The 21220-nt window shown below is 25.0% G+C and carries 23 protein-coding genes and 1 riboswitch; of the genes, 5 read left to right on the top strand and 18 right to left on the bottom strand.

Going from position 1 to position 21220, the window contains the following annotated elements; all coding sequences use genetic code 11:
• Positions 1 to 71: 71 nt before the first annotated feature.
• Positions 72 to 527: a hypothetical protein gene (locus Q1J78_RS07290; RefSeq protein WP_300276538.1), complete on the top strand. Its 456-nt coding sequence runs from the start codon at positions 72 to 74 to the stop codon at positions 525 to 527.
• Between the two features lie 54 nt (positions 528 to 581).
• Here the strand turns inward: Q1J78_RS07290 and Q1J78_RS07295 are convergent, their stop codons facing one another.
• The 8 genes from Q1J78_RS07295 to Q1J78_RS07330 all read right to left on the bottom strand — a co-directional run bounded on the left by Q1J78_RS07295 (position 582) and on the right by Q1J78_RS07330 (position 6230).
• On the bottom strand, positions 582 to 959 hold the full coding sequence (locus Q1J78_RS07295; RefSeq protein ID WP_300276540.1) for a NifB/NifX family molybdenum-iron cluster-binding protein: 378 nt from the start codon (positions 957 to 959) through the stop codon (positions 582 to 584).
• A gap of 167 nt (positions 960 to 1126) precedes the next feature.
• Entirely contained in the window at positions 1127 to 2008 is an 882-nt protein-coding gene (locus tag Q1J78_RS07300; RefSeq protein ID WP_300276542.1) for an NAD(P)/FAD-dependent oxidoreductase, read from the bottom strand.
• A gap of 139 nt (positions 2009 to 2147) precedes the next feature.
• On the bottom strand, positions 2148 to 2465 hold the full coding sequence (trxA, locus tag Q1J78_RS07305) for a thioredoxin (RefSeq protein ID WP_300276544.1): 318 nt from the start codon (positions 2463 to 2465) through the stop codon (positions 2148 to 2150).
• A 92-nt stretch (positions 2466 to 2557) separates the two neighbouring features.
• Positions 2558 to 3820 carry a sensor histidine kinase gene (locus tag Q1J78_RS07310; RefSeq protein ID WP_300276545.1) on the bottom strand — a complete coding sequence of 421 codons (1263 nt, stop codon included), beginning with the start codon at positions 3818 to 3820 and terminating at the stop codon, positions 2558 to 2560.
• Positions 3807 to 4481, bottom strand: coding sequence for a response regulator transcription factor (locus tag Q1J78_RS07315; protein ID WP_300276547.1), 675 nt, complete (start codon positions 4479 to 4481; stop codon positions 3807 to 3809). The genes Q1J78_RS07310 and Q1J78_RS07315 overlap by 14 nt, the downstream gene beginning before the upstream one ends.
• 46 nt (positions 4482 to 4527) lie before the next feature.
• Positions 4528 to 5148: a DNA-binding protein gene (locus tag Q1J78_RS07320; RefSeq protein WP_300276549.1), complete on the bottom strand. Its 621-nt coding sequence runs from the start codon at positions 5146 to 5148 to the stop codon at positions 4528 to 4530.
• A gap of 27 nt (positions 5149 to 5175) precedes the next feature.
• Positions 5176 to 5895, bottom strand: a complete 720-nt coding sequence (locus Q1J78_RS07325; RefSeq protein ID WP_300276551.1) for a DNA alkylation repair protein — start codon at positions 5893 to 5895, stop codon at positions 5176 to 5178.
• 176 nt (positions 5896 to 6071) lie between these two features.
• Entirely contained in the window at positions 6072 to 6230 is a 159-nt protein-coding gene (locus tag Q1J78_RS07330; protein ID WP_300276553.1) for a hypothetical protein, read from the bottom strand.
• A gap of 262 nt (positions 6231 to 6492) precedes the next feature.
• On the opposite strand from Q1J78_RS07330, the gene Q1J78_RS07335 reads away from it, so the two are divergent.
• Positions 6493 to 6789, top strand: a complete 297-nt coding sequence (locus tag Q1J78_RS07335; protein ID WP_300276555.1) for a hypothetical protein — start codon at positions 6493 to 6495, stop codon at positions 6787 to 6789.
• Positions 6790 to 6830: 41 nt separating this feature from the next.
• On the opposite strand, the gene Q1J78_RS07340 is transcribed toward Q1J78_RS07335, so the two are convergent.
• Complete coding sequence (locus Q1J78_RS07340) at positions 6831 to 7145, bottom strand: hypothetical protein (protein ID WP_300276557.1); 315 nt, start codon at positions 7143 to 7145, stop codon at positions 6831 to 6833.
• A gap of 21 nt (positions 7146 to 7166) precedes the next feature.
• Positions 7167 to 8366 (bottom strand): alanyl-tRNA editing protein, encoded by a 1200-nt coding sequence (locus Q1J78_RS07345; RefSeq protein WP_300276559.1) that lies wholly within the window; start codon positions 8364 to 8366, stop codon positions 7167 to 7169.
• A gap of 218 nt (positions 8367 to 8584) precedes the next feature.
• Here Q1J78_RS07345 and msrA point away from each other — a divergent pair, with 218 nt between their 5' ends.
• The gene (msrA, locus tag Q1J78_RS07350; protein WP_300276561.1) at positions 8585 to 9538 is read left to right on the top strand and encodes a peptide-methionine (S)-S-oxide reductase MsrA; all 954 of its coding nucleotides are present in this window, start codon (positions 8585 to 8587) and stop codon (positions 9536 to 9538) included.
• Between the two features lie 131 nt (positions 9539 to 9669).
• Here msrA and Q1J78_RS07355 read toward each other — a convergent pair whose 3' ends face one another.
• The 3 genes from Q1J78_RS07355 to Q1J78_RS07365 form a co-directional block, all read right to left on the bottom strand.
• Positions 9670 to 10899, bottom strand: coding sequence for an MFS transporter (locus Q1J78_RS07355; protein ID WP_300276563.1), 1230 nt, complete (start codon positions 10897 to 10899; stop codon positions 9670 to 9672).
• A 63-nt stretch (positions 10900 to 10962) separates the two neighbouring features.
• Complete coding sequence (locus Q1J78_RS07360) at positions 10963 to 12153, bottom strand: MalY/PatB family protein (protein ID WP_300276564.1); 1191 nt, start codon at positions 12151 to 12153, stop codon at positions 10963 to 10965.
• A gap of 257 nt (positions 12154 to 12410) precedes the next feature.
• A complete protein-coding gene (locus Q1J78_RS07365) occupies positions 12411 to 13289 on the bottom strand; it encodes a DMT family transporter (protein ID WP_300276567.1) in 879 nt (292 codons plus the stop codon).
• A 350-nt stretch (positions 13290 to 13639) separates the two neighbouring features.
• Here Q1J78_RS07365 and Q1J78_RS07370 point away from each other — a divergent pair, with 350 nt between their 5' ends.
• Both Q1J78_RS07370 and Q1J78_RS07375 read left to right on the top strand, forming a co-directional pair.
• Positions 13640 to 13984 (top strand): RidA family protein, encoded by a 345-nt coding sequence (locus Q1J78_RS07370; RefSeq protein WP_300276569.1) that lies wholly within the window; start codon positions 13640 to 13642, stop codon positions 13982 to 13984.
• Between the two features lie 183 nt (positions 13985 to 14167).
• Positions 14168 to 14803 (top strand): GntR family transcriptional regulator, encoded by a 636-nt coding sequence (locus tag Q1J78_RS07375; protein WP_300276571.1) that lies wholly within the window; start codon positions 14168 to 14170, stop codon positions 14801 to 14803.
• 77 nt (positions 14804 to 14880) lie between these two features.
• On the opposite strand, the gene Q1J78_RS07380 is transcribed toward Q1J78_RS07375, so the two are convergent.
• The 5 genes from Q1J78_RS07380 to Q1J78_RS07400 all read right to left on the bottom strand — a co-directional run bounded on the left by Q1J78_RS07380 (position 14881) and on the right by Q1J78_RS07400 (position 21028).
• Entirely contained in the window at positions 14881 to 15588 is a 708-nt protein-coding gene (locus Q1J78_RS07380) for an HAD family hydrolase (RefSeq protein WP_300276573.1), read from the bottom strand.
• A 224-nt stretch (positions 15589 to 15812) separates the two neighbouring features.
• Positions 15813 to 17438: a Na+/H+ antiporter NhaC family protein gene (locus Q1J78_RS07385; protein ID WP_300276575.1), complete on the bottom strand. Its 1626-nt coding sequence runs from the start codon at positions 17436 to 17438 to the stop codon at positions 15813 to 15815.
• Between the two features lie 110 nt (positions 17439 to 17548).
• A riboswitch (Lysine riboswitch) is annotated at positions 17549 to 17715 on the bottom strand.
• Between the two features lie 30 nt (positions 17716 to 17745).
• Positions 17746 to 18675: a 1-phosphofructokinase family hexose kinase gene (locus Q1J78_RS07390; RefSeq protein ID WP_300276577.1), complete on the bottom strand. Its 930-nt coding sequence runs from the start codon at positions 18673 to 18675 to the stop codon at positions 17746 to 17748.
• Between the two features lie 157 nt (positions 18676 to 18832).
• A complete protein-coding gene (locus Q1J78_RS07395; protein ID WP_300276579.1) occupies positions 18833 to 20209 on the bottom strand; it encodes an MATE family efflux transporter in 1377 nt (458 codons plus the stop codon).
• Between the two features lie 81 nt (positions 20210 to 20290).
• Positions 20291 to 21028: a hypothetical protein gene (locus Q1J78_RS07400; protein WP_300276581.1), complete on the bottom strand. Its 738-nt coding sequence runs from the start codon at positions 21026 to 21028 to the stop codon at positions 20291 to 20293.
• Positions 21029 to 21220 lie beyond the last annotated feature (192 nt).

Below are 21220 nucleotides of genomic sequence, written 5' to 3' on the forward strand. Positions count from 1 at the left end.
TAAATTAAAATTTATTATTGTTAAAAGAATAATTATTGTTGTATAATATTATTAAAGGAGTAGTGATTTATATGGATTTAAATACTTTTGAAGCCGATTCAATCGAGCTTTTACTTAGACAACTTGGAGCAACAGAAATTAAAAAGGTTAGAGGTATATTATACTTTATAGAATTTGATATCGATGAAAATCTTCAAGTTTCTTATTGCTACAATATAAACAAAAAAGGTAAATATTTTCTTCAGAGAATAAACCCTTATCCAATTTCAGAAGGAGTTTTTGAAACTGAGATAGAAGTTGTTACATTTATTACTAAAGACTTAAAAAAATTCAAAAATGCAAGAAATAGTAGTAACTTCAATAAATTCTTAGAAATAACAAATAAAGTCAATAAAATGACAGATTGTATTGAATATCTATTCTTAAACTACAATGTTGAAGGAAGCGATATGGATACTTTAAATAGAGAGTTAGATGATATTAGCTCAACTGTTGATACAATAGAAAAAAATGCAAAAGAACTTTAAATTAATATAAAAAAAGTCCTCATTAATTATGAGGACTTTTTTATTTAGATATTATTAATGATGATGTAAACAAGTGTTATTTATATCAAATAATATTAATTTTTTATCTTTAATAAGTTTTAAGTTTTCTCCTACATTAAGAGTTGCATTTCCTTGATATACACTTATACCTGCATCTCCTAATTTACTCATAGCTCCTTTTCCTATTCCAGCAACTACAACAACATCAACTACTGCTCCATTAAGTGCTTTTATTGGATTACACCCACCTTCTGGATGTTTTCCTGTTAATGGATCTAGATGCCCATTTTCAACTACTTCTACACTATCATTTTCTGTATCACAAACTATAAATATTGGTGCTGTTCCAAAATGACCATATAGCATACTTTCTAAACCATTATTTTCTTTTACTGGGAAACATATTTTCATATTAAACTCTCCTCTTCCTTTAATTACTATTTTTAATATTATTATATTATATATTTCATTAAAATATTATATACAATATTATAATTTTTTATTTTTAATATAAATTTATTGTTTTAATCATTTATTTTACTAATTATAACTTTTAGTTACAGTATAAAATTATATTTTTAGTTATTCTTTTTTATCTTATCTAAATATGAAACTGCACTAAGACCTGCTACTTGACCTTCTCCCGCTGCCTTCATAAACTGATATGGCTTTCCAGTACAATCTCCAGCAGCAAAGCAGCCCAATATATTAGTGCTCATATCTCGATTTACTTTTATATGAGCTCCTTCTGTATCTAATCCGGGAACTAATTCTTTGGGTGATACACTGTCTTTTAGTATAAATACTCCATCAATATCTATAGATTCTTCTTTAAATACTAATTTATTTACATGTTGTTCATTACCTTCTATTTTTGTAGGTCTAGATGATATAATTTCTATATTTTTATCTAATCCATCTATTTCAGAAGAATTTTTTAGATTATATAAAGGTATATAGTAAGTTTTCTCAGCTATTTCATTTATATAATTTGCTTCTTCTTCAGCATCAGGAGTATGTCCTATTATAGCCACTTTTTTCCCTTTATAAAGAGGTGCATCACAAGTAGCACAATACCCAACTCCTTTGCCTAGAAATTCTTCTTCTCCTACCATAGCTCTTGTAAATTCAACTCCTGTTCCAAGAATTACAGTAGTCGCTTCAAACATCTCCTGTCCTGACATCAAAGCAAAATAATCGCCCATAGAATATATGTTATTAATTTTTTTATTAACTATTTCAAGACCCATTTTTTCTATATGCTCTTTAAAACTTTGCATCAAATCTTTTCCTGTTATATGTGCTAATCCTAAGTAGTTATCTACTACTGGAGCTTTTATAAGTTTATTACTTAAATTTTTTGAACCAAATATTATTATATTTTTATTTCTTATTTTTGCATTTATCGCTGCTGATAGTGCAGCAGGACCACTTCCTATTATTGCTATATCATATCTCATATTATTTATCCTCAACCTATTTATTTTATTTATATAAATTTAAAGATAAGTCTCTTCCAAATAATATATAAATATTGAAAAATGGAATCAACTTATCTTTCACCTAAGTCTATAAATTATAAGTATTTTTTATATAATCTTATAAATTATTTTTTACTCTTTCTATTAATCTATCTTTTGGCATAAATCCAACTATTTGATCTACTGCCTTTCCATCTTTAAATACTATAATAGTTGGAACTGAAGATACATTAAACTGTTGTGCTATTTCTAAACTTTGATCTATATCTAATTTATAGAAATTTGCATCTTCCTTCATTTCTTCTCCTGCTTCTGCAAATATTGGTGCTAACATCTTACAAGGTCCACACCAAGTAGCAAAGAAATCTACTACTGCTACTCCATTTCCATTTTCTACTATATTTTTAAATTCTGATGTATTTATAACTTTTGCCATTTTTTCTTCCTCCGGATATTTAATTATTTAGTATTTTACTATTATCTTTTCGATACTCATTTTATACCCAGTATTTTTGTCTTCTAACATTTTTATTTTTTTATTTTATTTTTATTTTTTAAATCTTCCTTTTTCACTTTTATAAAGAAACTACTTCCTTTTTTATACTCAGACTCTACCCCTATATCAACTCCTATATTTTTAGACATTATATCTGCTATAGAAAGGCCTATTCCTGAACCGTCTATATCTTTACTTCTTACATTATCACTTCTAAAAAATCTATCAAATATATTAGGTATGTCTTCGCTTAAAATTCCTATTCCTGTATCATTTACAGAAATTTTTAAAGTATTTTCTAAATTTTTGTCATCTTCTATTTTGATATTTATACTATCTCCTGAATTAGTATATTTAAATGCATTATCTATAAATATTCTTAGAATTTGTTTAAATTTACTTTTATCATTATATATATATGTATTTTTAGATAATATTTTACAAGAAAATTCTTTTTCTTGATATTCTGCAATATCAAAATAATCTTCTTGTATCTCATCTAAAATATCTTTTAAATTAAAGATTTCTTTGTTTAATTGGACTATTCCATCTTCTTTTGTAAGAGATAATAAGTCATTTACCATTTTCTTTAATCTTCTAGTTTCTTTCATAGCAATTGCTATTGTTTCTGCTTCATCTTCAATAGTATTTTCAGGACTTTTAAGTAATAATTCTAACTTAGAAGATACTATTGTAATTGGTGTTCTAAGTTCATGTGATGCATCTTGAATGAATTTTGCTTGATTTTTCCAAGCAGTTTCAATAGGTATAAGTGCTTTTTTTGTTAAATATAAAGAAATTATATATATAAAAATTAAAGATACTATCCCTATAAATAATAAAATAGATATTAATTTTGAAACAGAGAATATTTCTGAATCTATATTTCTGATTATTTGTATATGATAATCTGAAACGTTTATATTTAATTCTCTAAAAACATGTCCTTTTTCTATAAACTTTGTAAATACTTGCTTATCTTCAAAATTTTTTTCTGGAAGTAATTTATCAAAATAATCATTTTCTGTATAATACTTTATTCTATCATTTTCATAAATATATACCATATCTTTAGGATCTAACAATTTTATTGGTTCGTATCTTTCATTTCCCAACTGGGATAGAATGTATTTAAATTCTCTACCTAATTCTCTATCTATATTATTGTATGTTATATAACTAAAATAAAACATAGTAAAAGTTAAAAGTATCCCTAAAAAGCACATAACAACAATCATATTCATTTTTAGCAACTTTTTCTTTGTCTTTACAAAAACATCCTTATTTATCTTCATCGAAAATATAACCTACTTTTCTTTTTGTTTTTATATATTTATCGTACCCAAATTTGCTAAGTTTTTTTCTTAAATTACTTACATATACCTCTACTATTTCTATTGTAGCATCAGAATCTATACCCCATATTCTGTCATATATTTGTTCTTTAAGTAAAATTGCACCTCTATTTATCACAAAATATTCTAAAAGATTATATTGTTTATTTTGTAAAGTTATTTCTTCATCTTTAATATATACTCTTTTTTCAGATGTATCTATATACATATCTTTAAATTGAAGACCTGTTTTTTCAGTAAGTTTTCCATTTGTTCTAAGAATAGCATAAACTCTTGCAACAAGTTCCTCCATATAAAAAGGCTTTGTAAGATAATCATTTGCACCAATGCCAAAAGCTTCCACTTTATCATCAAGAGATTCTTTGGCCGTAAGTATAAGTACAGGAATATCCATTCCATCCTTTCTAATACTTTTTAATATTTCCATTCCATTCATTCCAGGAAGCATAATATCAAGTATTACTAAATCGTATATACCCTGTTCTATCATATATAATGCTTCATCTCCATCTTCACATTTTTCTACATCAAAATGTTTAGATAATTCTTCTACTATACTATCTAAAAGAGTTTTGTTATCCTCTACTGCTAAAATTTTCATATTTTCTCATCCTTTTGTTCATTATTATAATTAATTTATTTTTATTTTAGAATAAATTTCTATGCTCTCTTAAAAAATCTTTTATAATCTGAGTTAATACTTCATTTTTTTTAAAGCCTAAATTACTACAGATAACATCAAAATCTTCCCAAACTTGTCTATCTACATTTATAGAAGCTCTCTTTGTATCCTTAATATTTTTTTCTTCTATTATAAATTCCTTATTTTCAGATTTCTCTGTAGCTGCATTATAACTTATTGTATCTTTTACACTTAAATACCAATCATAAACCTCACACAATTTATCCATATCTTCCTGAGAAATATTTATTTTTCTATCTTTTTTAGGAGCTGCTTTTTTCTTAGTGGTACTAGTTTTAGAACTTGTTTTATTTGTAGCTTTATTGTTTGTACTGATTTTATTTTCATTCACGTCCTCTTTTGAAGCTGATTTCTTTTTTCTTGTTTTTTTGACTGTACCATTATCTTCTTTTTTTAGCTCTTTAGCGTTATTTTCTTCTTTATTTTCTAATTTTTTAGAAGACGTACTTCTTTTTCTTGTTTTAGTTTTAACTTCTTTTTCATTGTTTTTTGTTTCTAATTTCTCTATAGATGAAAAAGACACTTGCTCTTCGCTTTCGTTTACTTTTTTCTTTTTACTTACCATCTTTTTCCTCGCTTCTATCTCATATTTTTATATTCTTTTCATATTTTTTAACATATATTTATCTTCTTTGCTTACTCTAAGGGATTCTCTTGTTTTTTGAATAGCTTTATTATATGTAAAATCATCTAGATTACAATCTCTAAAATATGCTAAAGTTTCTTCTCTAAACTTAACAAAACATATAGATAATAGCCAAGCAACCGCCATCTTATAATAGTATTCATCATCTTTTACAGTATCACAAATATTGAAAATATCATTTAAATATTCGCTTGAAATATAATAATCTAAAAGCATGACTATAGAAAATCTCTTTCTCCACGGATTTTTAGATTTTAAATTATCTAATATGAATCTATACATCCTATCTTTATATTTTTTAGTAATTTTAAGAGAAGAACATAGAGAATCATTTACAGACCAACAATCTATACCTCCTATAAAATCATCTATATAATCTATAATTTCTTCTATATCACAATCGTTGATATTTGATATTACAAATCCTCTTAAAAACTCTTCTTCTATATATCCTTGATCATTTTTATATGATACTTCTAAAAAAGTTTTCCAATCTCCATTTGATATATTCTTAGCTTCCTTTTTTAAATTCGGCAACCTTATACCTATAATTTTCTCTTTATTTGGATTTAAATTTAGTGTAAATTCTCTATATTTCTCATCAGAATTTTCTTTAAGACTATCAATAAATTCTATGTATTTAATGCTATTCCAAAAATCACTCATATTTTTCTCCTTTAATATTTATCTATTTTTTTATTAATTTTCCTTAAATAGAAAATATTTTTATACTAGCATTATAACATCTTGATACTTTATCTACAATATAACCTATATTTAAGTATAATATAAAAAAACTGCCACATAAATTTTAACGTGACAGTCTAGTTACATCTTTATTTTTAATGGATTTTTTCTTTTTTCATTCCTTTAAATACACCTCTTTTGACTTCAAAATAAAATCCTAATTGTTTATATATTTCATTTAATTCATATAAAGTTACTTCACCATGTTCTAAATTTAAAAAAGTTATTTCTCTTATAGTTCTTTCTCTTTTCATAAAAATTCACTCCTATTAAATTTGTCTATATTAATATTTATACTATACATCATAAATCATATAGAACATCTGTTCCTTTTGTTGATTATATTATACCATACATACGTTCGATATGTAATCTTTTTTGTTCTATTTTTATAACTTTTTTTATTAATTTCTCATGAATAGATTATATTTTATTTTTTTAATATAAATTATTGATATATTTTAAAAAAAGTTTTAAAGTATGATATATACTTTAATTTAAGTTTTGGAGGTCTATATGAAAAAGAATTTTGAATCAAAAATAGTAGATTTTCATTCAAAAGATAAAAAATTAAATCATGATAAAATTAATTTAAAGGAATCTATGACAGTTAATCAGTTCACAGGCAAAAAAATAGCTGAAAAGGAAGATAAAGTTGTAGATTTTAAGAAAGCTAAAAATAGGCATCTTGTTAATAATTATAAGAAAAAATTTTATAATAAAGAATTTGATTCTAAAAAGAGTATTATAAAAAAAATATATATATTTCTTTTAGTGCTTATATTTATCTTGTTTATCTTAAAATTTATATAAAAAAAGAGCTTATAAGCTCTTTTTTATATTCTGTTAAATTTTTAACTGACTATAAATAATCCAATTGTAGATAATATTATTGCTATTGACATTAAAATTCTTGCTTTTGGAAAATCTTTTTCTCTAAATACAAATGATGCTACACCTGGAATAAATACTAATGTTGCTATTATTTTTAATACCATATTAGAGTTTGGAACTACTGAAAATAATAGTACACATAAAACAAACATATAAAGCCCTATTGCATTAAATACTATTTTATTTGAACTGAACTTCTTCATCAAAAACATTATTAGTAATGCAAAAACATCTATACCTAAAAATACATACATTATTGTTGTTATATCTTTCATTTTTCTATCCTCCATATAAATTTATTCAAAATAATTTAATATACTTTTATAAGATTTTTCAATAAATTCATCTAGTCTATTGTTATTTTTTCCTGCACCTTGAGTTAAATATTTATTTCCTCCACCTTTTCCATCTAATATATTTATATTTTTTTGTAAAATTTTATTCAAATCTGGTCCTTCCATTCCTTTATTGTATGCAAATACAACATTTACTTTATCAGTAGTTGTATTAAATAGCATAATGATTATGTTTTTCTTTTCTGTTAATTTTTTTACTATTTTATTGAGATATTTAGCATCTTTATCTTTGAATATATGTTTTATTATTTCAATATTTCCTATTTTATTTGAATTTTTTAATAACTTGTCTATTTTATAATTCAAAAGCTCCTCTTCCAATATATTTCTTTGATGAATAATATCATCGAGATTGTTTTCAATATTTAATATACATTTTTCTATATTTTCTTCGTTACAGCTTAAGTGTTTACAAATTTTAGACATTACATTATCTCTTTTTAAAACATATTCAATTGCTCTAGTTCCTGCTAAAAACTCTACTCTAGTAGCATTTCTACTTTTTTCAGTTCTCTTTATTTTTAATAATTTTAACTCACCTGTATATTCTGGATGACATCCACAACAAGCATTTGTATCTAAGTCACCTATTTTTACAATTCTTATTTCTTCTGCTGTATCTGGTAATTTTCTTCTAGTCCATGTTTCTTTTAGTTCATCTTTTGATGGGACAAATATTTCTACATGAATATTTTGTTTAATTATATCATTTGCCATTTTTTCTATATATATTATTTGTTCTTCTGTTAGATCTCCTTCTATATCTACTGTACTTATCTCTTCTCCTAAATGAAAGCCACATGTATTTTTATGATATTTAGTATAAAAACATCCTGAAAGTACATGTTGTCCAAAATGCTGATGCATACCATCTTCTCTTCTATCCCAATCTATAACACCTTTTACTTCTTTTTTTGTCAATTTTTCTTTCATTACATGATATATTCTTCCATCTTCTTCTATCATATCTATAACTTCTTTTCCATCAATCATCCCTCTATCAGAAAATTGACCTCCCCCTCCAGGGAAAAATGCTGTTTTATCCAATTCTACTAAATAAACATCTTCTCTTTTTTGTATTTTTTCCACTTTTGCAAAAAATTCTTTTTTATATCTATCTGTATAATATAATTTTTCCATAACACATCTCTTTCTTTTAGTATAATTTTTTTATTATTCTGTCTTTTTATTTTATTATATCATTTATTTTAAATTCAAAACATATATTATTGAAGAAAGTTATTATATTTATGAAGTTTTATGTTTAAAAATCATTTTCATTGGGAATATAGGTTATCAAGAAGATAAGTTAGAATAAAATACTTAATACAAATTTAAAAATAAAGGATGTGTTATATATGATAAAAAAAGCTACATTTGCTGGTGGTTGTTTTTGGTGTATGGTAAAACCATTTTCTAAATATGATGGTATTTTAGAGATTGTATCTGGATATACTGGTGGAGAAAAAGAAAATCCTACTTATAGGGAAGTTTGTAGTGGTACAACAGGACACTATGAAGCTATTGAGATAACATATGATGATGATTTAATAAATTATAAGGATATTTTAGAAGTTTTTTGGAAACAAATAAATCCAACTGATGCAAATGGCCAATTTGTAGATAGGGGAACACAGTATCGACCTGCAATATTTGTTCACGATGATGAACAAAAAAATATAGCTGAGGAATCAAAAAAAGACTTAAATGAAAGTAAAAGATTTTCAGATCCAATTGTTGTTGAAATATTAGATGCTACTGTATTCTACCCTGCTGAAATAGAGCATCAAGACTATTATAAAAAACAACCTCTTCATTATAATTCATATTATAAAAATTCTGGAAGATATAATTTTGTTAAAGCTTTTTGGGATGGAAGTAGACCTGATAGAGAAGAATTGAAAAATAAACTTTCAGATATAGAATTTGAAGTAACTCAGAATGATATGACTGAATGTCCTTTTGAAAATGAATATTTTAATCATTTTGAAGATGGTATTTATGTAGATGTTGTTGGTGGAGAAGCTTTATTTTCGTCAAAAGATAAATTTGAATGTGATTGCGGTTGGCCAAGTTTTTCAAAGCCTATAGAAAAGAACGCTTTGCTAGAAAGAACTGATTTTTCAATGGGTATGATTAGAACTGAGGTTAGAAGTAGATTATCAAATTCTCATTTAGGTCATGTATTTAATGATGGTCCTAAAAATCTTGGTGGTCTTAGATATTGTATAAATTCTGCTGCACTTAAATTTATTCCTAAGGAAAATTTAGAAGAAGAAGGTTATTCTGATTATTTAAAAATATTTATATAAGATATATATTAAAGTTTCTATATTAAATAAAAAGGGCTATCATATTATAATTATATACATATATAATTATTAAATAATATGTTAAGCCCTTTTATTTTTAAAATTTTACTAGATTTTACATTTTTAATACATTATTTTTTAGAAGTATTTATTTTTCTTGTTGATATTAAATCATTTTTATAAATTACTCTAAATATAAGTACACCTACTATATAAAGTAATACTGTTACAAAGTACGGTGTATTATAAGACATTTGTTCCATTAAAAAACCACCTATAGTTATACCTATTGCACGACTTAAATTCTGTACAACAGCTGCTAAACTACTTAAATTAGTTCTTTCATCTTCTTCTATTAATTCCATCTCTAGATTTTGTATTACTGGTGTAGCCATATTCATAAGACCATTTCTCATAAAAAATGCTATTGTTATCATTATTATTCCTTGTGGAAACATAATTGATAATAAAAATGGTATTGATACTAATTGACATAATATTACTGTTCTTGCTCTACCAACTTTTGATACTATAAATGGTATTATCATTCCACCGATTATACATCCGAATTGAGATATTGATAGTATTGTTCCAACTATGGCATCGCTTATATTCATACTATACTTTAGATAAATACTAAAAAATGGAACGACTAATCCTGCTCCTATACCTATTATTGCATAATATATCATAAAAGCTATAACATTTTTTTTCATAATATTTTTATATGCCTTCATACACCCTTTCATATCTCTCGGAATATGATTTTTAGGATCTTTCATTAAAGCTATTGGTACTATTGCTAATAATGACATTCCAGTAGAAATTAGAAATATTATCTGAACTGCTGTTTTTGAATCAATATAATGTGCCATAAAAGAAGATATTAATCCCCCTAAAAATGTAGCTAGTACGTATCCCATATTATATATTACATAACTAAGGCTAAATACAGCAACTCTATCCTCTTCTTCAGTATTTTCTGTTATAAACATACCTTCAGCTGTTGCTCTTACACTAAGTCCAAATCCTACTAATGTAGACATTATAAGTATTAATATTTTACTTTTTACAAATATTATTCCTATACTGCCTAGTGCAGTAAATAAAAATCCCATCATGAAACTATATCTTCTACCTATTTTTTCTAAAAAATAAGCACTAAATACAGAACCAAATGCAATAACTAAAGTATTTATCGATAACACATATCCTACAAAATGTTCTCCATATCCTATTTCTTTTAAATAGATGCCTACAAATGTATTAAATACTCCCATTACAAAACATTCTATTAAATTTACTATTAGAAACATTCTCATATTTCTATTTAATTTTTTTATTACTTTTATTGTTTCCATTTTCTCGCCTTGTCCTAATTATTAAATATTTTCATATACTATAAAATCATATACTATAAAAAATTACATATTTTTAAATACTTTATATATCCTATTCATACATTCTTCTATTACTTTTCTAGAACAAGCGATATTTATTCTTTCAAAACCGCTTCCTTCTTCTCCAAACATTGTTCCTTCATCAAAAATAAGTCCTGCTTCTTCAAGCATTTTTGTTTCAAGTTCTTCAGCAGAAATTCCATATTCATTAAAATCTAACCACATTAAATATGTTCCTTCTGTAGGTATTACTTTTATTTTAGGAAGTTTTCTTTTTACAAAATCTTTTACAAACTCTACATTAGAATCTAAATATTCATTTAATTCATTCAACCAATCTTCACTTTCATCATATGCTGCTATTATTGCTTCTATTGAAAATGGATTTGGATTACTTTGAGCTGCACATCTTGAAACTTCTTCTAACCATTTTTCTCTAAGTTCGTTAGTATTTATTATTATATTAGACATTTGCATTCCAGCAAGATTAAATGTTTTACTTGGAGCTAAACAAGTAACTATATTTTCTTTATACTCTGGACACAATTTTTGTAAATTTATATGTTTATTACCTTTTCTTATTAAGTCATTATGTATTTCATCTGCTATTATAAAAACATTATTTTTTTTGCATATTTCAACAACCTTTTTTAATTCTTCTTCTTTCCAAACTCTACCAACTGGATTATGAGGAGAACAAAGTATCATAAGCTTATTATTTGGATTAGATGCTTTTTCTTCTAAATCTTCAAAGTCCATTGAATATTTTCCTTCTTTATATATAAGAGGATTATTTATAACTTTTCTATTATTTTCTTTTATTTTATTTGTAAAAGGATAATAAACAGGTCTTTGTATTATTACTCCATCATTTTCATTTGTTAATAATCTTATAAGTATAGATATTGCTGGAACTACACCTCCACTAAACATAATAGATTCTTTTTCTAGTTCCCAATCAAATCTTCTTTTGTACCAATTCAAAATAGCATTATAAAATCTATCTATCTCTCTTGTACTATATCCAAATATTTTCCTATCTGCTACATTGTGTATAGATTTAATTATAGGTTCTGCTACTTCAAAATCCATATCTGCAACCCACATAGGTATTGAGTCTTCCTTTGCTCTTGGAAATGACTTATCTAAATTATCCCATTTTATACAGTTTGTATTTCTTCTTTCTACATATTTGTCGAAATCATATTTTCCCATTTTCCCATCTCCCAACTTAAATATTAAATTTATAAATCTTTTTTCTTTTACCCTATTATATTATAATCCATTTTTACTACTTATGTTAATATTTTTCAAAATTTTTTATATATTAAAAATTTATATAAAATAATAAATCTATCTTCCATATATAAAAATAATCTATCTAAATTTTATAATTTTCTATACAAAAAAGTCGTCAATAATTTTTGACGACTTAATGTTTTATTTATATATTTTTATCTATACTATCAATATTAATTATCACTAATTTTTTCCGATGAATCTAATTTTTTATTATATATAAACATATATAACGCTGCTGTGAATATTATAAAATATCCTACTATACTCCATTTATCTGGATAAACTCCAAAAATAAATATACTCAATATAGCTGAGAATATAATATTAGTATAATCAAATATCGATATTTCTTTTGCTGGTGCATATCTATATGCTAAAGTTACTCCAAACTGTCCTATACTAGCAAAAATACCTGCTAAAATCATATATATAAATTGAGTTATTGTTATTGGTTCATATACCATTATTACTATAGGCAATATAGAAATCATAGAAAATACTGAGAAGAAAAATACTATTGTATAGTAATCTTCTTTTCCTCCAATAGCTCTAAGACAAGTATATGCTGATGCTGCAAACATTGCACCTAATATGCCTGCTATATAAGGTATTATTTGTATACTAAATGTTGGTTTAATAATAAATAACGCTCCAATAAATGCTATTATTATCATAGAAACTTGCTTTGAATTGATTTTTTCTTTTAAGAAAATTGCACTCAAAATTACTACTAAGAAAGGACTTATTTTATTTAACATATTTGCATCAGATAGTATAAGTTTATCTATAGCATAAAAATTAAATATAACTCCCAATGTTCCAAATATTGATCTCCATAATAATAGCTTTCTATTTTCTTTTTTACCTACAAAACTTCCTTTATGTTTTATGATAAGATATAATGCTATTATTGTTGAAATGAGATTTCTAAAAAATACCTTCTGAAAACTCGGTAAATCTCCAGCTAGTTTAACAAAGGCAGACATTCCTGCAAATCCTGCTGCAGATAAAATTATAAAAAATATCCCTTTTAATCTATTTGATTTCATAATTACCTCCTTTTTAAAATTAAATTTTAATATATTTAGTTATTATTAAATATTTCTTTCTTTATTAGTTTATATTTATTATAATTAGCTGTCAAGTTAGTATAAATGTTGAAATATAAGCAATCCATTATATATATCGTTTTCATTTAAAATTTATTTTTTTAAATTTTTATTTTTTTATTTATTAAATTCCTCTAAAAATACTCATTCTCTAAGTTTATATTATTTTAAAACTAGCTTAAATAGATTTTTATATTTACTAAATTTTATTAAAATTTATATTCATACTAGATTATTTTTTAAATATATATTATAATTTTATAGCGTATTAAATTTAAGGAGGACGATTTATGACAATTGAAAGATTCGAAGGAACAGGTAGAATGAGTAGAGTTGTTAAACATGCCAATACTATTTATTTATGTGGTCAGACTTGTGCAGAAGGAGATATAATAGAACAAACTAAAGGTGTTCTTGCTAAAGTTGAAGATTTATTAGAAAATTATGGTTCTGATAAGAAAAATATACTTTCTGTTACTATATACTTAAGAGATATGAAAGACTTTGAAAAAATGAACTCTGTATGGGATGCTTGGGTTGAAGAAGGTCATGAACCAGCAAGAGCATGTGTTGAAGCTAGATTAGCTAGAGAACATCTTCTTGTTGAAATGAGCGTTGTTGCAGCAGAAAAATAATCTTGTTAATAAAAGCGATTTATTTGAATATTTTAAGTTCATTTAAATTGCTTTTTATTTTTTATATTTAAAGGAAATTTTATTTTAATAAATTTCTATTTTTTTAAAATTTTACATAGCTCGACAAGTATGTTAAAATATTATAAAATAGAAGTATTATAATTAATTAAAGTAGGTGATTTAATGGATACCAATTATACAATGCCTATATATCAAAAAATAGCACTTGATATAGCTAATAAGATATATACTGGTGAAATAGAAGAAAATTCGATTTTATACGGACGTTCTGTTTTAGCTGGTAAATATAATGTCTCTCCAGAAACGGTTAGACGTTCAGTTAAAATACTTGAAGACATTGGAGTTGTTAAAAGTATTAAAGGAAAAGGTGTTATAGTACTTTCATCTACTAAAGCATCTTCTTTTATAAAAAAATATCAAGATCTTACTAATATATCATCATATAAATCAGATTTATATGATCTTTTAGATGCAAAATCAAAAATTGAAGATAATATATTAGATACTATAAATAAGATTTTGGATTATTCTAATAGACTAGAAATTATAAATCCTCTTGTACCTGCACAGTTTGTTCTTACAAAAGAATGTAAGTATATTGGCCAAGATGCTGGTAAAACTAAATTTTGGCAAAATACTGGAGGTACAATTGTTGCTATAAAAAGAGATGATGAGCTTATAATATCACCTGGACCTTATATAGAATTTATGGAGGGTGATACTCTTCTTGTCGTTGGTGATAAGCATATATTTAATTCTGTACCTATGTTTTTATATGGACAAGACGAAAAAAAATAATTTTATAATAATATCCGTTTGATTAAAATTAATAAAAGGACTTAAATTAAAATCTAATTTAGTCCTTTTTATATTTTTTATATTATTTTATTTTCTATAAAATCTATGGCCTCATCTGAACTTTCAAACTTAGCTAATAATATTTCTTCTACTTCACTAGGTGCATTTTTTATTAAATCAGGAATCATTATAGGATTCATTCCAGCTAAATCAGCTGCAATTATTCCTTTTGGAGAATCTTCAAATGCTATACAATTATTATAGTTTACCTTTAACTCATCACATGCTTTTATATATATTTGTGGATCTGGTTTAGATTTTGTAACCATATCTCCACATATTATAATATCAAAATATTTTTCTATACCAACTTTTTTTATTTTATCCATTGCAAATGCTCTACTTGATGATGTAGCTACAGCCATTTTTATTTTATTATTTTTTAGGTATTCTAATATATTTTTTAATCCCTTTTTTATAGGTATCCCATTTTTTTCCATATATAATGAAGAAACTTCTCTATATCTTTCCGTAAATTTATCAAATTCAAATTCTTCTCCATATTTTTCTCTAAAGTATTCTTTTCTTTGATTATGGTTCATTCCTAATGTATTAAATATATTATCACCAAAGTTTTCAAATCCCATCTCTTTTCCAACAATATCCCAAGAATATTTAATTATCCATTCTGTATTAAATATCAATCCATCCATATCAAATACTACTGCTTCTAGATTTTTTCTTAAAGTTTTTGCTTTTATTTCATTAAATTCATTTATTTCCATCTTATTCTCCCCTTTATTTTTCTTATCTCAATTTTATTATATATTTAAATCATCATAAAATACATCATTTTATATAATTTTTACAAATTAAAAACCAGTAGAGTTCCCAAGTTCTACTGGTTTTATGGTTAGTGAATCATTTTTATTTTTAAATTTACCAAACTTTTAAATTGATAAATTTTTAAACGTTTTAAATATATTTATTATATTCTTATTTTACAAATTTATTCTATATATGTTCCATTTGCTTTTTCTCTATTTTTTATAAATGCTAATACTCCTATTACTGATAGAAGACCTAGTCCTAAAGATATATATACATTTTTTGTAAATCCAGCTATTATATATGTTATAAAAGATATAATAGCTACTATTGAGGCATATGGTATCTGTGTTGAAACGTGATTTACATGGTCGCTTTGTGATCCTGCTGATGCCATTATTGTTGTATCAGAAATTGGTGAACAGTGATCTCCACATACAGCACCTGCCATACAAGCTGATATAGATATTATCATCATTTCATGATTATTTGCAAAAACTCCAACAACTATTGGTATAAGTATTCCGAAAGTACCCCAAGATGTTCCAGTTGCAAATGCTAAAAAACAACCTACTATAAATATAACTGCTGGTAGGAAATTCATTAATGATTTTGCATTTCCTTTCATTATAGCTTCTACAAATGGTGCTGCCCCTAAGCTATCAGTCATAGCTTTTAAAGTCCACGCAAATGTTAATATCATTATTGCTGGTACCATAGATTTAAATCCTTCAGGTATACAATCCATACATTCTTTAAATGTTAAAACTTTTCTAGAAACATAAAGTATTATTGTAACAACTAATGCAAAGAAACTTCCTAATGCTAAGCCAACAGAGGCATCTGCTTTTGAAAATGCTGTTACTATGTTAACACCACTAAAATATCCACCTGTATATACCATACCTATGACACAAAATACTATAAGAGATGCTATTGGAACTATTAAATCTATAACATGTCCATTATTATTTTCTTTTATTTCTTCATTATAAGCGTATGGTCTAGCTCCTGTAGTAAATAAATCACCTTTTTTTGCATTATCTTCATGAACTTTCATAGGTCCAAAATCTACTTTTAAAAGAACTATTCCTAACATCATTATAATAGTAAATAATGCATAGAAATTGTATGGTATAGCTTGAACAAATATTGATAAACCATCTTCTCCTGGTACAAATCCTGTTACTGCCGCAGCCCATGATGATATAGGTGCTATTATACAAATTGGTGCAGCTGTTGAATCTATTAAATATGCTAATTTCGCTCTAGATACATTGTGTTTATCAGTTATCGGTCTCATAACACTTCCTACTGTTAGACAGTTGAAATAATCATCTATAAATATCAAACATCCTAATATTATTGTTGTTATCTGAGCTCCTACTCTTGTTTTTATATGTTTACTTGCCCATCTTCCAAATGCAGCAGATCCACCTGCTCTATTCATTAAACTTACCATAGCTCCTAATATGACTAAGAATATTAATATCCCTACATTATAAGGATTAGATAAAACTTTTATTATTCCGTCATTTAATACATGAGTTAATGTTTTCTCTACATTACCTCCACCATAGAATATACCACCTACTAAAATACCTACAAACAATGAACTATATACTTCTTTTGTTATAAGTGCTAATGATATAGCTACTACTGGTGGAACTAGTGCCCATGCTGTTGCATATAAACTTGGTACATATTCACTTGTTGTATTCCCTTCTGCAAATACTACCACTGTCATTGTCATTATAATCATTATGCATATCGATAAAATGCTAAATAATCTTTTAAAATTCCTCATTTTCTACTTTCCTCCCTTTTTAAATAATAAAAAAACCATAAATGATATATCACAAAGAATATAGCATTTATGGCTGTATTTTACTAAATAAAAAAAGAATCTATTTTTATAACCAAGATAGCGCTCCACTCATTGTGACAGTGCATCGCATATTTTACGATGCCCCAGAACAGACTTTGGTGCAAAATCTGAACTTCGGCGACATTTCCTTTCAATACTAACAGCTGCCCTGCTATAGTTAGTACATACTAATAAATATCGCGCCTCTATCATTTTACGATAATATTAAGTTTATGCAATTACTTTATCATTTTAATTTTATACTGTCAATAGAAAAATATAAATTTTCTATCATTTCTTTTGACGATGGTTTTGTTCCTATTGTCATTACAGCACCTACAGACATTGCAGTTGCTAGTTTAGCTGTCTTTTCAAAATTTAATTTATTACCTATACCATAAATTAATCCTGCCATAAGTGCATCTCCTGCACCAACAGTAGAATGTGTCTTAACTTTTGGAGATATACATAAATATGTATCTTCTTTTGTAGTGAACATCGCTCCTTTTTCTGCCATAGAAACTACAACATATTTAATTCCCTTTTTTATAAATTCATTCGAAATTTCTAAAATTTCTTTTTCTGAAATATCGTCTTTTTTATATACTTTTTTTAATTCTTTTAATTTTATTTTTAATATTTCTGGTTTTTCCATTAATACATCATCTAAAATTTCTCCTGAAGAATCTATCGCAACCTTAGCCCCTCTTTCATGAGCTAGATTTATTATTTTTTTGAATAAATCAGATTCTATTCCTTGAGATATTTTACCAGATAACACAAATAATGTATCTTCTGTTGCATAACTATCTATTTTTATCATCATTTCATTTATCCGATCTAATGATATTTCAGGACCTATACCATTTAATTCTGTAATATTTCCATTTTTTTCAATTATTTTTGTATTTATTCTTGTTTCTCCATATATATAGGTAAAATCATTTTTAATTTGTAAATTATTTATCATATCTTTAAAAATATTTCCTATTCTTCCACCTATAAATCCAAGAATTACAGGATTTTCTGATAATACTTTTAAATTTTTAGCTACATTTATTCCTTTTCCACCTGCATCTATTTCCATATGTTCCACTCTATTAATTCCAGTATATTTATAATTATTTATATCTATAGTTTGGTCAATTGCAGGATTAAAAGATATTGTTATAATCATATTTTTCTCCTTCATAACTTATTTCTATTAAGTATAAGTATAACATATTTTTACAAAATAAAAAATTTTAAAATAATTATAATAGCATAAATTCTTTGTAGTATAAATTCTTTTAAAAAAATAATAGAGAAAATAATTTTCCTCTATTATTTTAAATTTATTTTATAGATAACGGTTTAGCCTTTATAATATATCCTATCATTAATATTGCTCCAATTAACCATGATATTGGATAAAGTATATAAACGTTGTCTATTCTTGTCATAGGTATAACATATAAAATACAAATTACTCTAAATAAACATAATGATACTAAAAGAACTATCATTGGTGGAATTGACTTTCCTACACCTCTTACTGTTCCTGCAAGAGAATGTAGTATAGCTAACAGTACATAGAATGGGCAGAAATATTTCATAGCTACAACACCTGCTTTTATAACTTCTGTGTCTTGACTAAACATGTGTATAACATCACTTGGATTTTTTAGTAAAACAGCTCCTATTACTACTGTATATACTATACTCATAATTAAAGTTATCCACATACCTTTTTTTACTCTATCCATCTTGCCTGCTCCATAGTTTTGCCCTGTAAATGTAGTACTTGCCATACTAAAACTTAATACAGGTAAAATATTAAATCCATCTACCTTTAAATATGCTCCAAATCCTGCCATTGCTACTGGTCCAAATATATTTACACTAGATTGTATTAATACATTAGAAAGTGATACCACCATATTTTGTATTCCCCGTGGTAACCCTATTTTAATTAATTTTATTGCCATATCTTTATGAATTTTAATTTTAGAAATAATTACTTTGTAATCCTCTGAAACTCTTATCAAATATAATAGTGTTATTAGACATGCTATTGCTTGACTTATATTTGTTGCAATTGCTGCTCCTGAAACTCCAAGTTTTAATGTTTTTATAAATAATAAATCAAATAAAATATTTATTCCAGAAGCTATTCCTAAATATAATAATGATCTCTTTGAGTTTCCTACCGAATTTAAAATACCTGCCTCCATATTATAAATAACATTAAAAATTAATCCTATTGAGTATAGTCTTAGATATTTTACTGATTCAACCATAACTTCATTAGGAGTATGCATTAATTTTAATAATTGTGGTGTGAAAATAAATCCTAATATAGATAATATTGCACCTAGTACAATAGAAATTGATATCGATGTATGAACTGATAATTGAATATCTCTCTTATTTTTTGATCCTATTGCTTGTGAAACTATTACTCCTGATCCAACAGATATACCTTGACTAAATGCAATTAATAAATATATTATTGATGAACTTGATCCGACTGCTGCCAAAGCATTACTTCCTACATAATTCCCAACTATTATAGAATCTACTGTATTGTACATCTGCTGTAATAAATTACCCAATATAAGCGGTATAGAAAATATTAAAATTGTCTTAAAAATACTACCTTCTGTCATTGTATTTTTAGATAATTTACAGGTCTCTTCATCGCATAAATTTTCTTTTTTGTTTAACTCCATTTTAACCTCCTTAATATATTTTTACTAATCTTTATTTGTTATTGAAATATAAATTTTTCAATATATTTAACCAAAACATATTTACTTAAAGTATTTTTTTATAATTTTACACCCTTTATTATAAATTGAGAGTCTATGTTTTTTCCCTATATCTAAAAAATATCCTTCTCCATTATTTTTATTTACAATAACAAAAACTGTATTTTCTTTAATATAAGGATTTAATACATTCTCATAAACAATGAATTTTTTAGCTAAATTTTTTGTTTCATTTATAGAGTCGACATCTATATTATCTAAATATATAAATAAACATAAACAAAATGTCTTATTCTTTTCTATTTCATTAAATAATTCACTTTCTCTATTTACACAACTATTTATTCTTTTACTATCTACTAATCTAAAATAATATGTTATAGAATCTCTCATAAGATTGAATTTTTTCTTTTTATAATACATACCATCTTTTTTAAATTTGTTGCTATATAGCACTTTTTCAACATCTGATTTATTTACATTGTTTAATTTGTATAATTCTTTTCCTTTATACTCATTTTCCAATCTCAAAACTTCAAATTCTAATACTCTTTTATATGATTTAATACAAAAAATTAACCCAACGATTAAACAGAGCAATGCCATTATTACTAATAAAAATAACAAATTTTTTGTTAATTTATTTTGTAAAATTGCAACTGATAATATAAAAATAAATGATAGTATTTCTAGGAATAATCCTATAAACAAGATTTTTACTCCTTTTTTTATTTCAATATCGGATTCTTTATATGTATTTAAAAAATTATTATTTTTCATATATATTTCGACCTTCTTTTTGTCAGATTTTAAAACATAAAAAATTACCATTTTTTAATATATCATATTATTAATATTTTTAAAATACAGCTTCATTATATTTAAAATTTTTTATGCTGTTGTAGAAAAAATTTTATAAATATCTATTTTTAAAATATATAAATTCATTTTTTTCAATAAATTACTTCATAT

This window comes from Peptacetobacter sp. (genome assembly GCF_029264495.1).
GTDB lineage: Bacteria > Bacillota > Clostridia > Peptostreptococcales > Peptostreptococcaceae > Peptacetobacter.

Excerpts from the sequence above, each read along its gene's own strand:
- Q1J78_RS07290 (WP_300276538.1), top strand. The coding sequence starts at position 72 with ATGGATTTAAATACTTTTGAAGCCGATTCAATCGAGCTTTTACTTAGA.
- Q1J78_RS07295 (WP_300276540.1), bottom strand. The coding sequence starts at position 959 with ATGAAAATATGTTTCCCAGTAAAAGAAAATAATGGTTTAGAAAGTATG.
- Q1J78_RS07300 (WP_300276542.1), bottom strand. The coding sequence starts at position 2,008 with ATGAGATATGATATAGCAATAATAGGAAGTGGTCCTGCTGCACTATCA.
- trxA (WP_300276544.1), bottom strand. The coding sequence starts at position 2,465 with ATGGCAAAAGTTATAAATACATCAGAATTTAAAAATATAGTAGAAAAT.
- Q1J78_RS07310 (WP_300276545.1), bottom strand. The coding sequence starts at position 3,820 with ATGAAGATAAATAAGGATGTTTTTGTAAAGACAAAGAAAAAGTTGCTA.
- Q1J78_RS07315 (WP_300276547.1), bottom strand. The coding sequence starts at position 4,481 with ATGAAAATTTTAGCAGTAGAGGATAACAAAACTCTTTTAGATAGTATA.
- Q1J78_RS07320 (WP_300276549.1), bottom strand. The coding sequence starts at position 5,148 with ATGGTAAGTAAAAAGAAAAAAGTAAACGAAAGCGAAGAGCAAGTGTCT.
- Q1J78_RS07325 (WP_300276551.1), bottom strand. The coding sequence starts at position 5,895 with ATGAGTGATTTTTGGAATAGCATTAAATACATAGAATTTATTGATAGT.
- Q1J78_RS07330 (WP_300276553.1), bottom strand. The coding sequence starts at position 6,230 with ATGAAAAGAGAAAGAACTATAAGAGAAATAACTTTTTTAAATTTAGAA.
- Q1J78_RS07335 (WP_300276555.1), top strand. The coding sequence starts at position 6,493 with ATGAAAAAGAATTTTGAATCAAAAATAGTAGATTTTCATTCAAAAGAT.
- Q1J78_RS07340 (WP_300276557.1), bottom strand. The coding sequence starts at position 7,145 with ATGAAAGATATAACAACAATAATGTATGTATTTTTAGGTATAGATGTT.
- Q1J78_RS07345 (WP_300276559.1), bottom strand. The coding sequence starts at position 8,366 with ATGGAAAAATTATATTATACAGATAGATATAAAAAAGAATTTTTTGCA.
- msrA (WP_300276561.1), top strand. The coding sequence starts at position 8,585 with ATGATAAAAAAAGCTACATTTGCTGGTGGTTGTTTTTGGTGTATGGTA.
- Q1J78_RS07355 (WP_300276563.1), bottom strand. The coding sequence starts at position 10,899 with ATGGAAACAATAAAAGTAATAAAAAAATTAAATAGAAATATGAGAATG.
- Q1J78_RS07360 (WP_300276564.1), bottom strand. The coding sequence starts at position 12,153 with ATGGGAAAATATGATTTCGACAAATATGTAGAAAGAAGAAATACAAAC.
- Q1J78_RS07365 (WP_300276567.1), bottom strand. The coding sequence starts at position 13,289 with ATGAAATCAAATAGATTAAAAGGGATATTTTTTATAATTTTATCTGCA.
- Q1J78_RS07370 (WP_300276569.1), top strand. The coding sequence starts at position 13,640 with ATGACAATTGAAAGATTCGAAGGAACAGGTAGAATGAGTAGAGTTGTT.
- Q1J78_RS07375 (WP_300276571.1), top strand. The coding sequence starts at position 14,168 with ATGGATACCAATTATACAATGCCTATATATCAAAAAATAGCACTTGAT.
- Q1J78_RS07380 (WP_300276573.1), bottom strand. The coding sequence starts at position 15,588 with ATGGAAATAAATGAATTTAATGAAATAAAAGCAAAAACTTTAAGAAAA.
- Q1J78_RS07385 (WP_300276575.1), bottom strand. The coding sequence starts at position 17,438 with ATGAGGAATTTTAAAAGATTATTTAGCATTTTATCGATATGCATAATG.
- Q1J78_RS07390 (WP_300276577.1), bottom strand. The coding sequence starts at position 18,675 with ATGATTATAACAATATCTTTTAATCCTGCAATTGACCAAACTATAGAT.
- Q1J78_RS07395 (WP_300276579.1), bottom strand. The coding sequence starts at position 20,209 with ATGGAGTTAAACAAAAAAGAAAATTTATGCGATGAAGAGACCTGTAAA.
- Q1J78_RS07400 (WP_300276581.1), bottom strand. The coding sequence starts at position 21,028 with ATGAAAAATAATAATTTTTTAAATACATATAAAGAATCCGATATTGAA.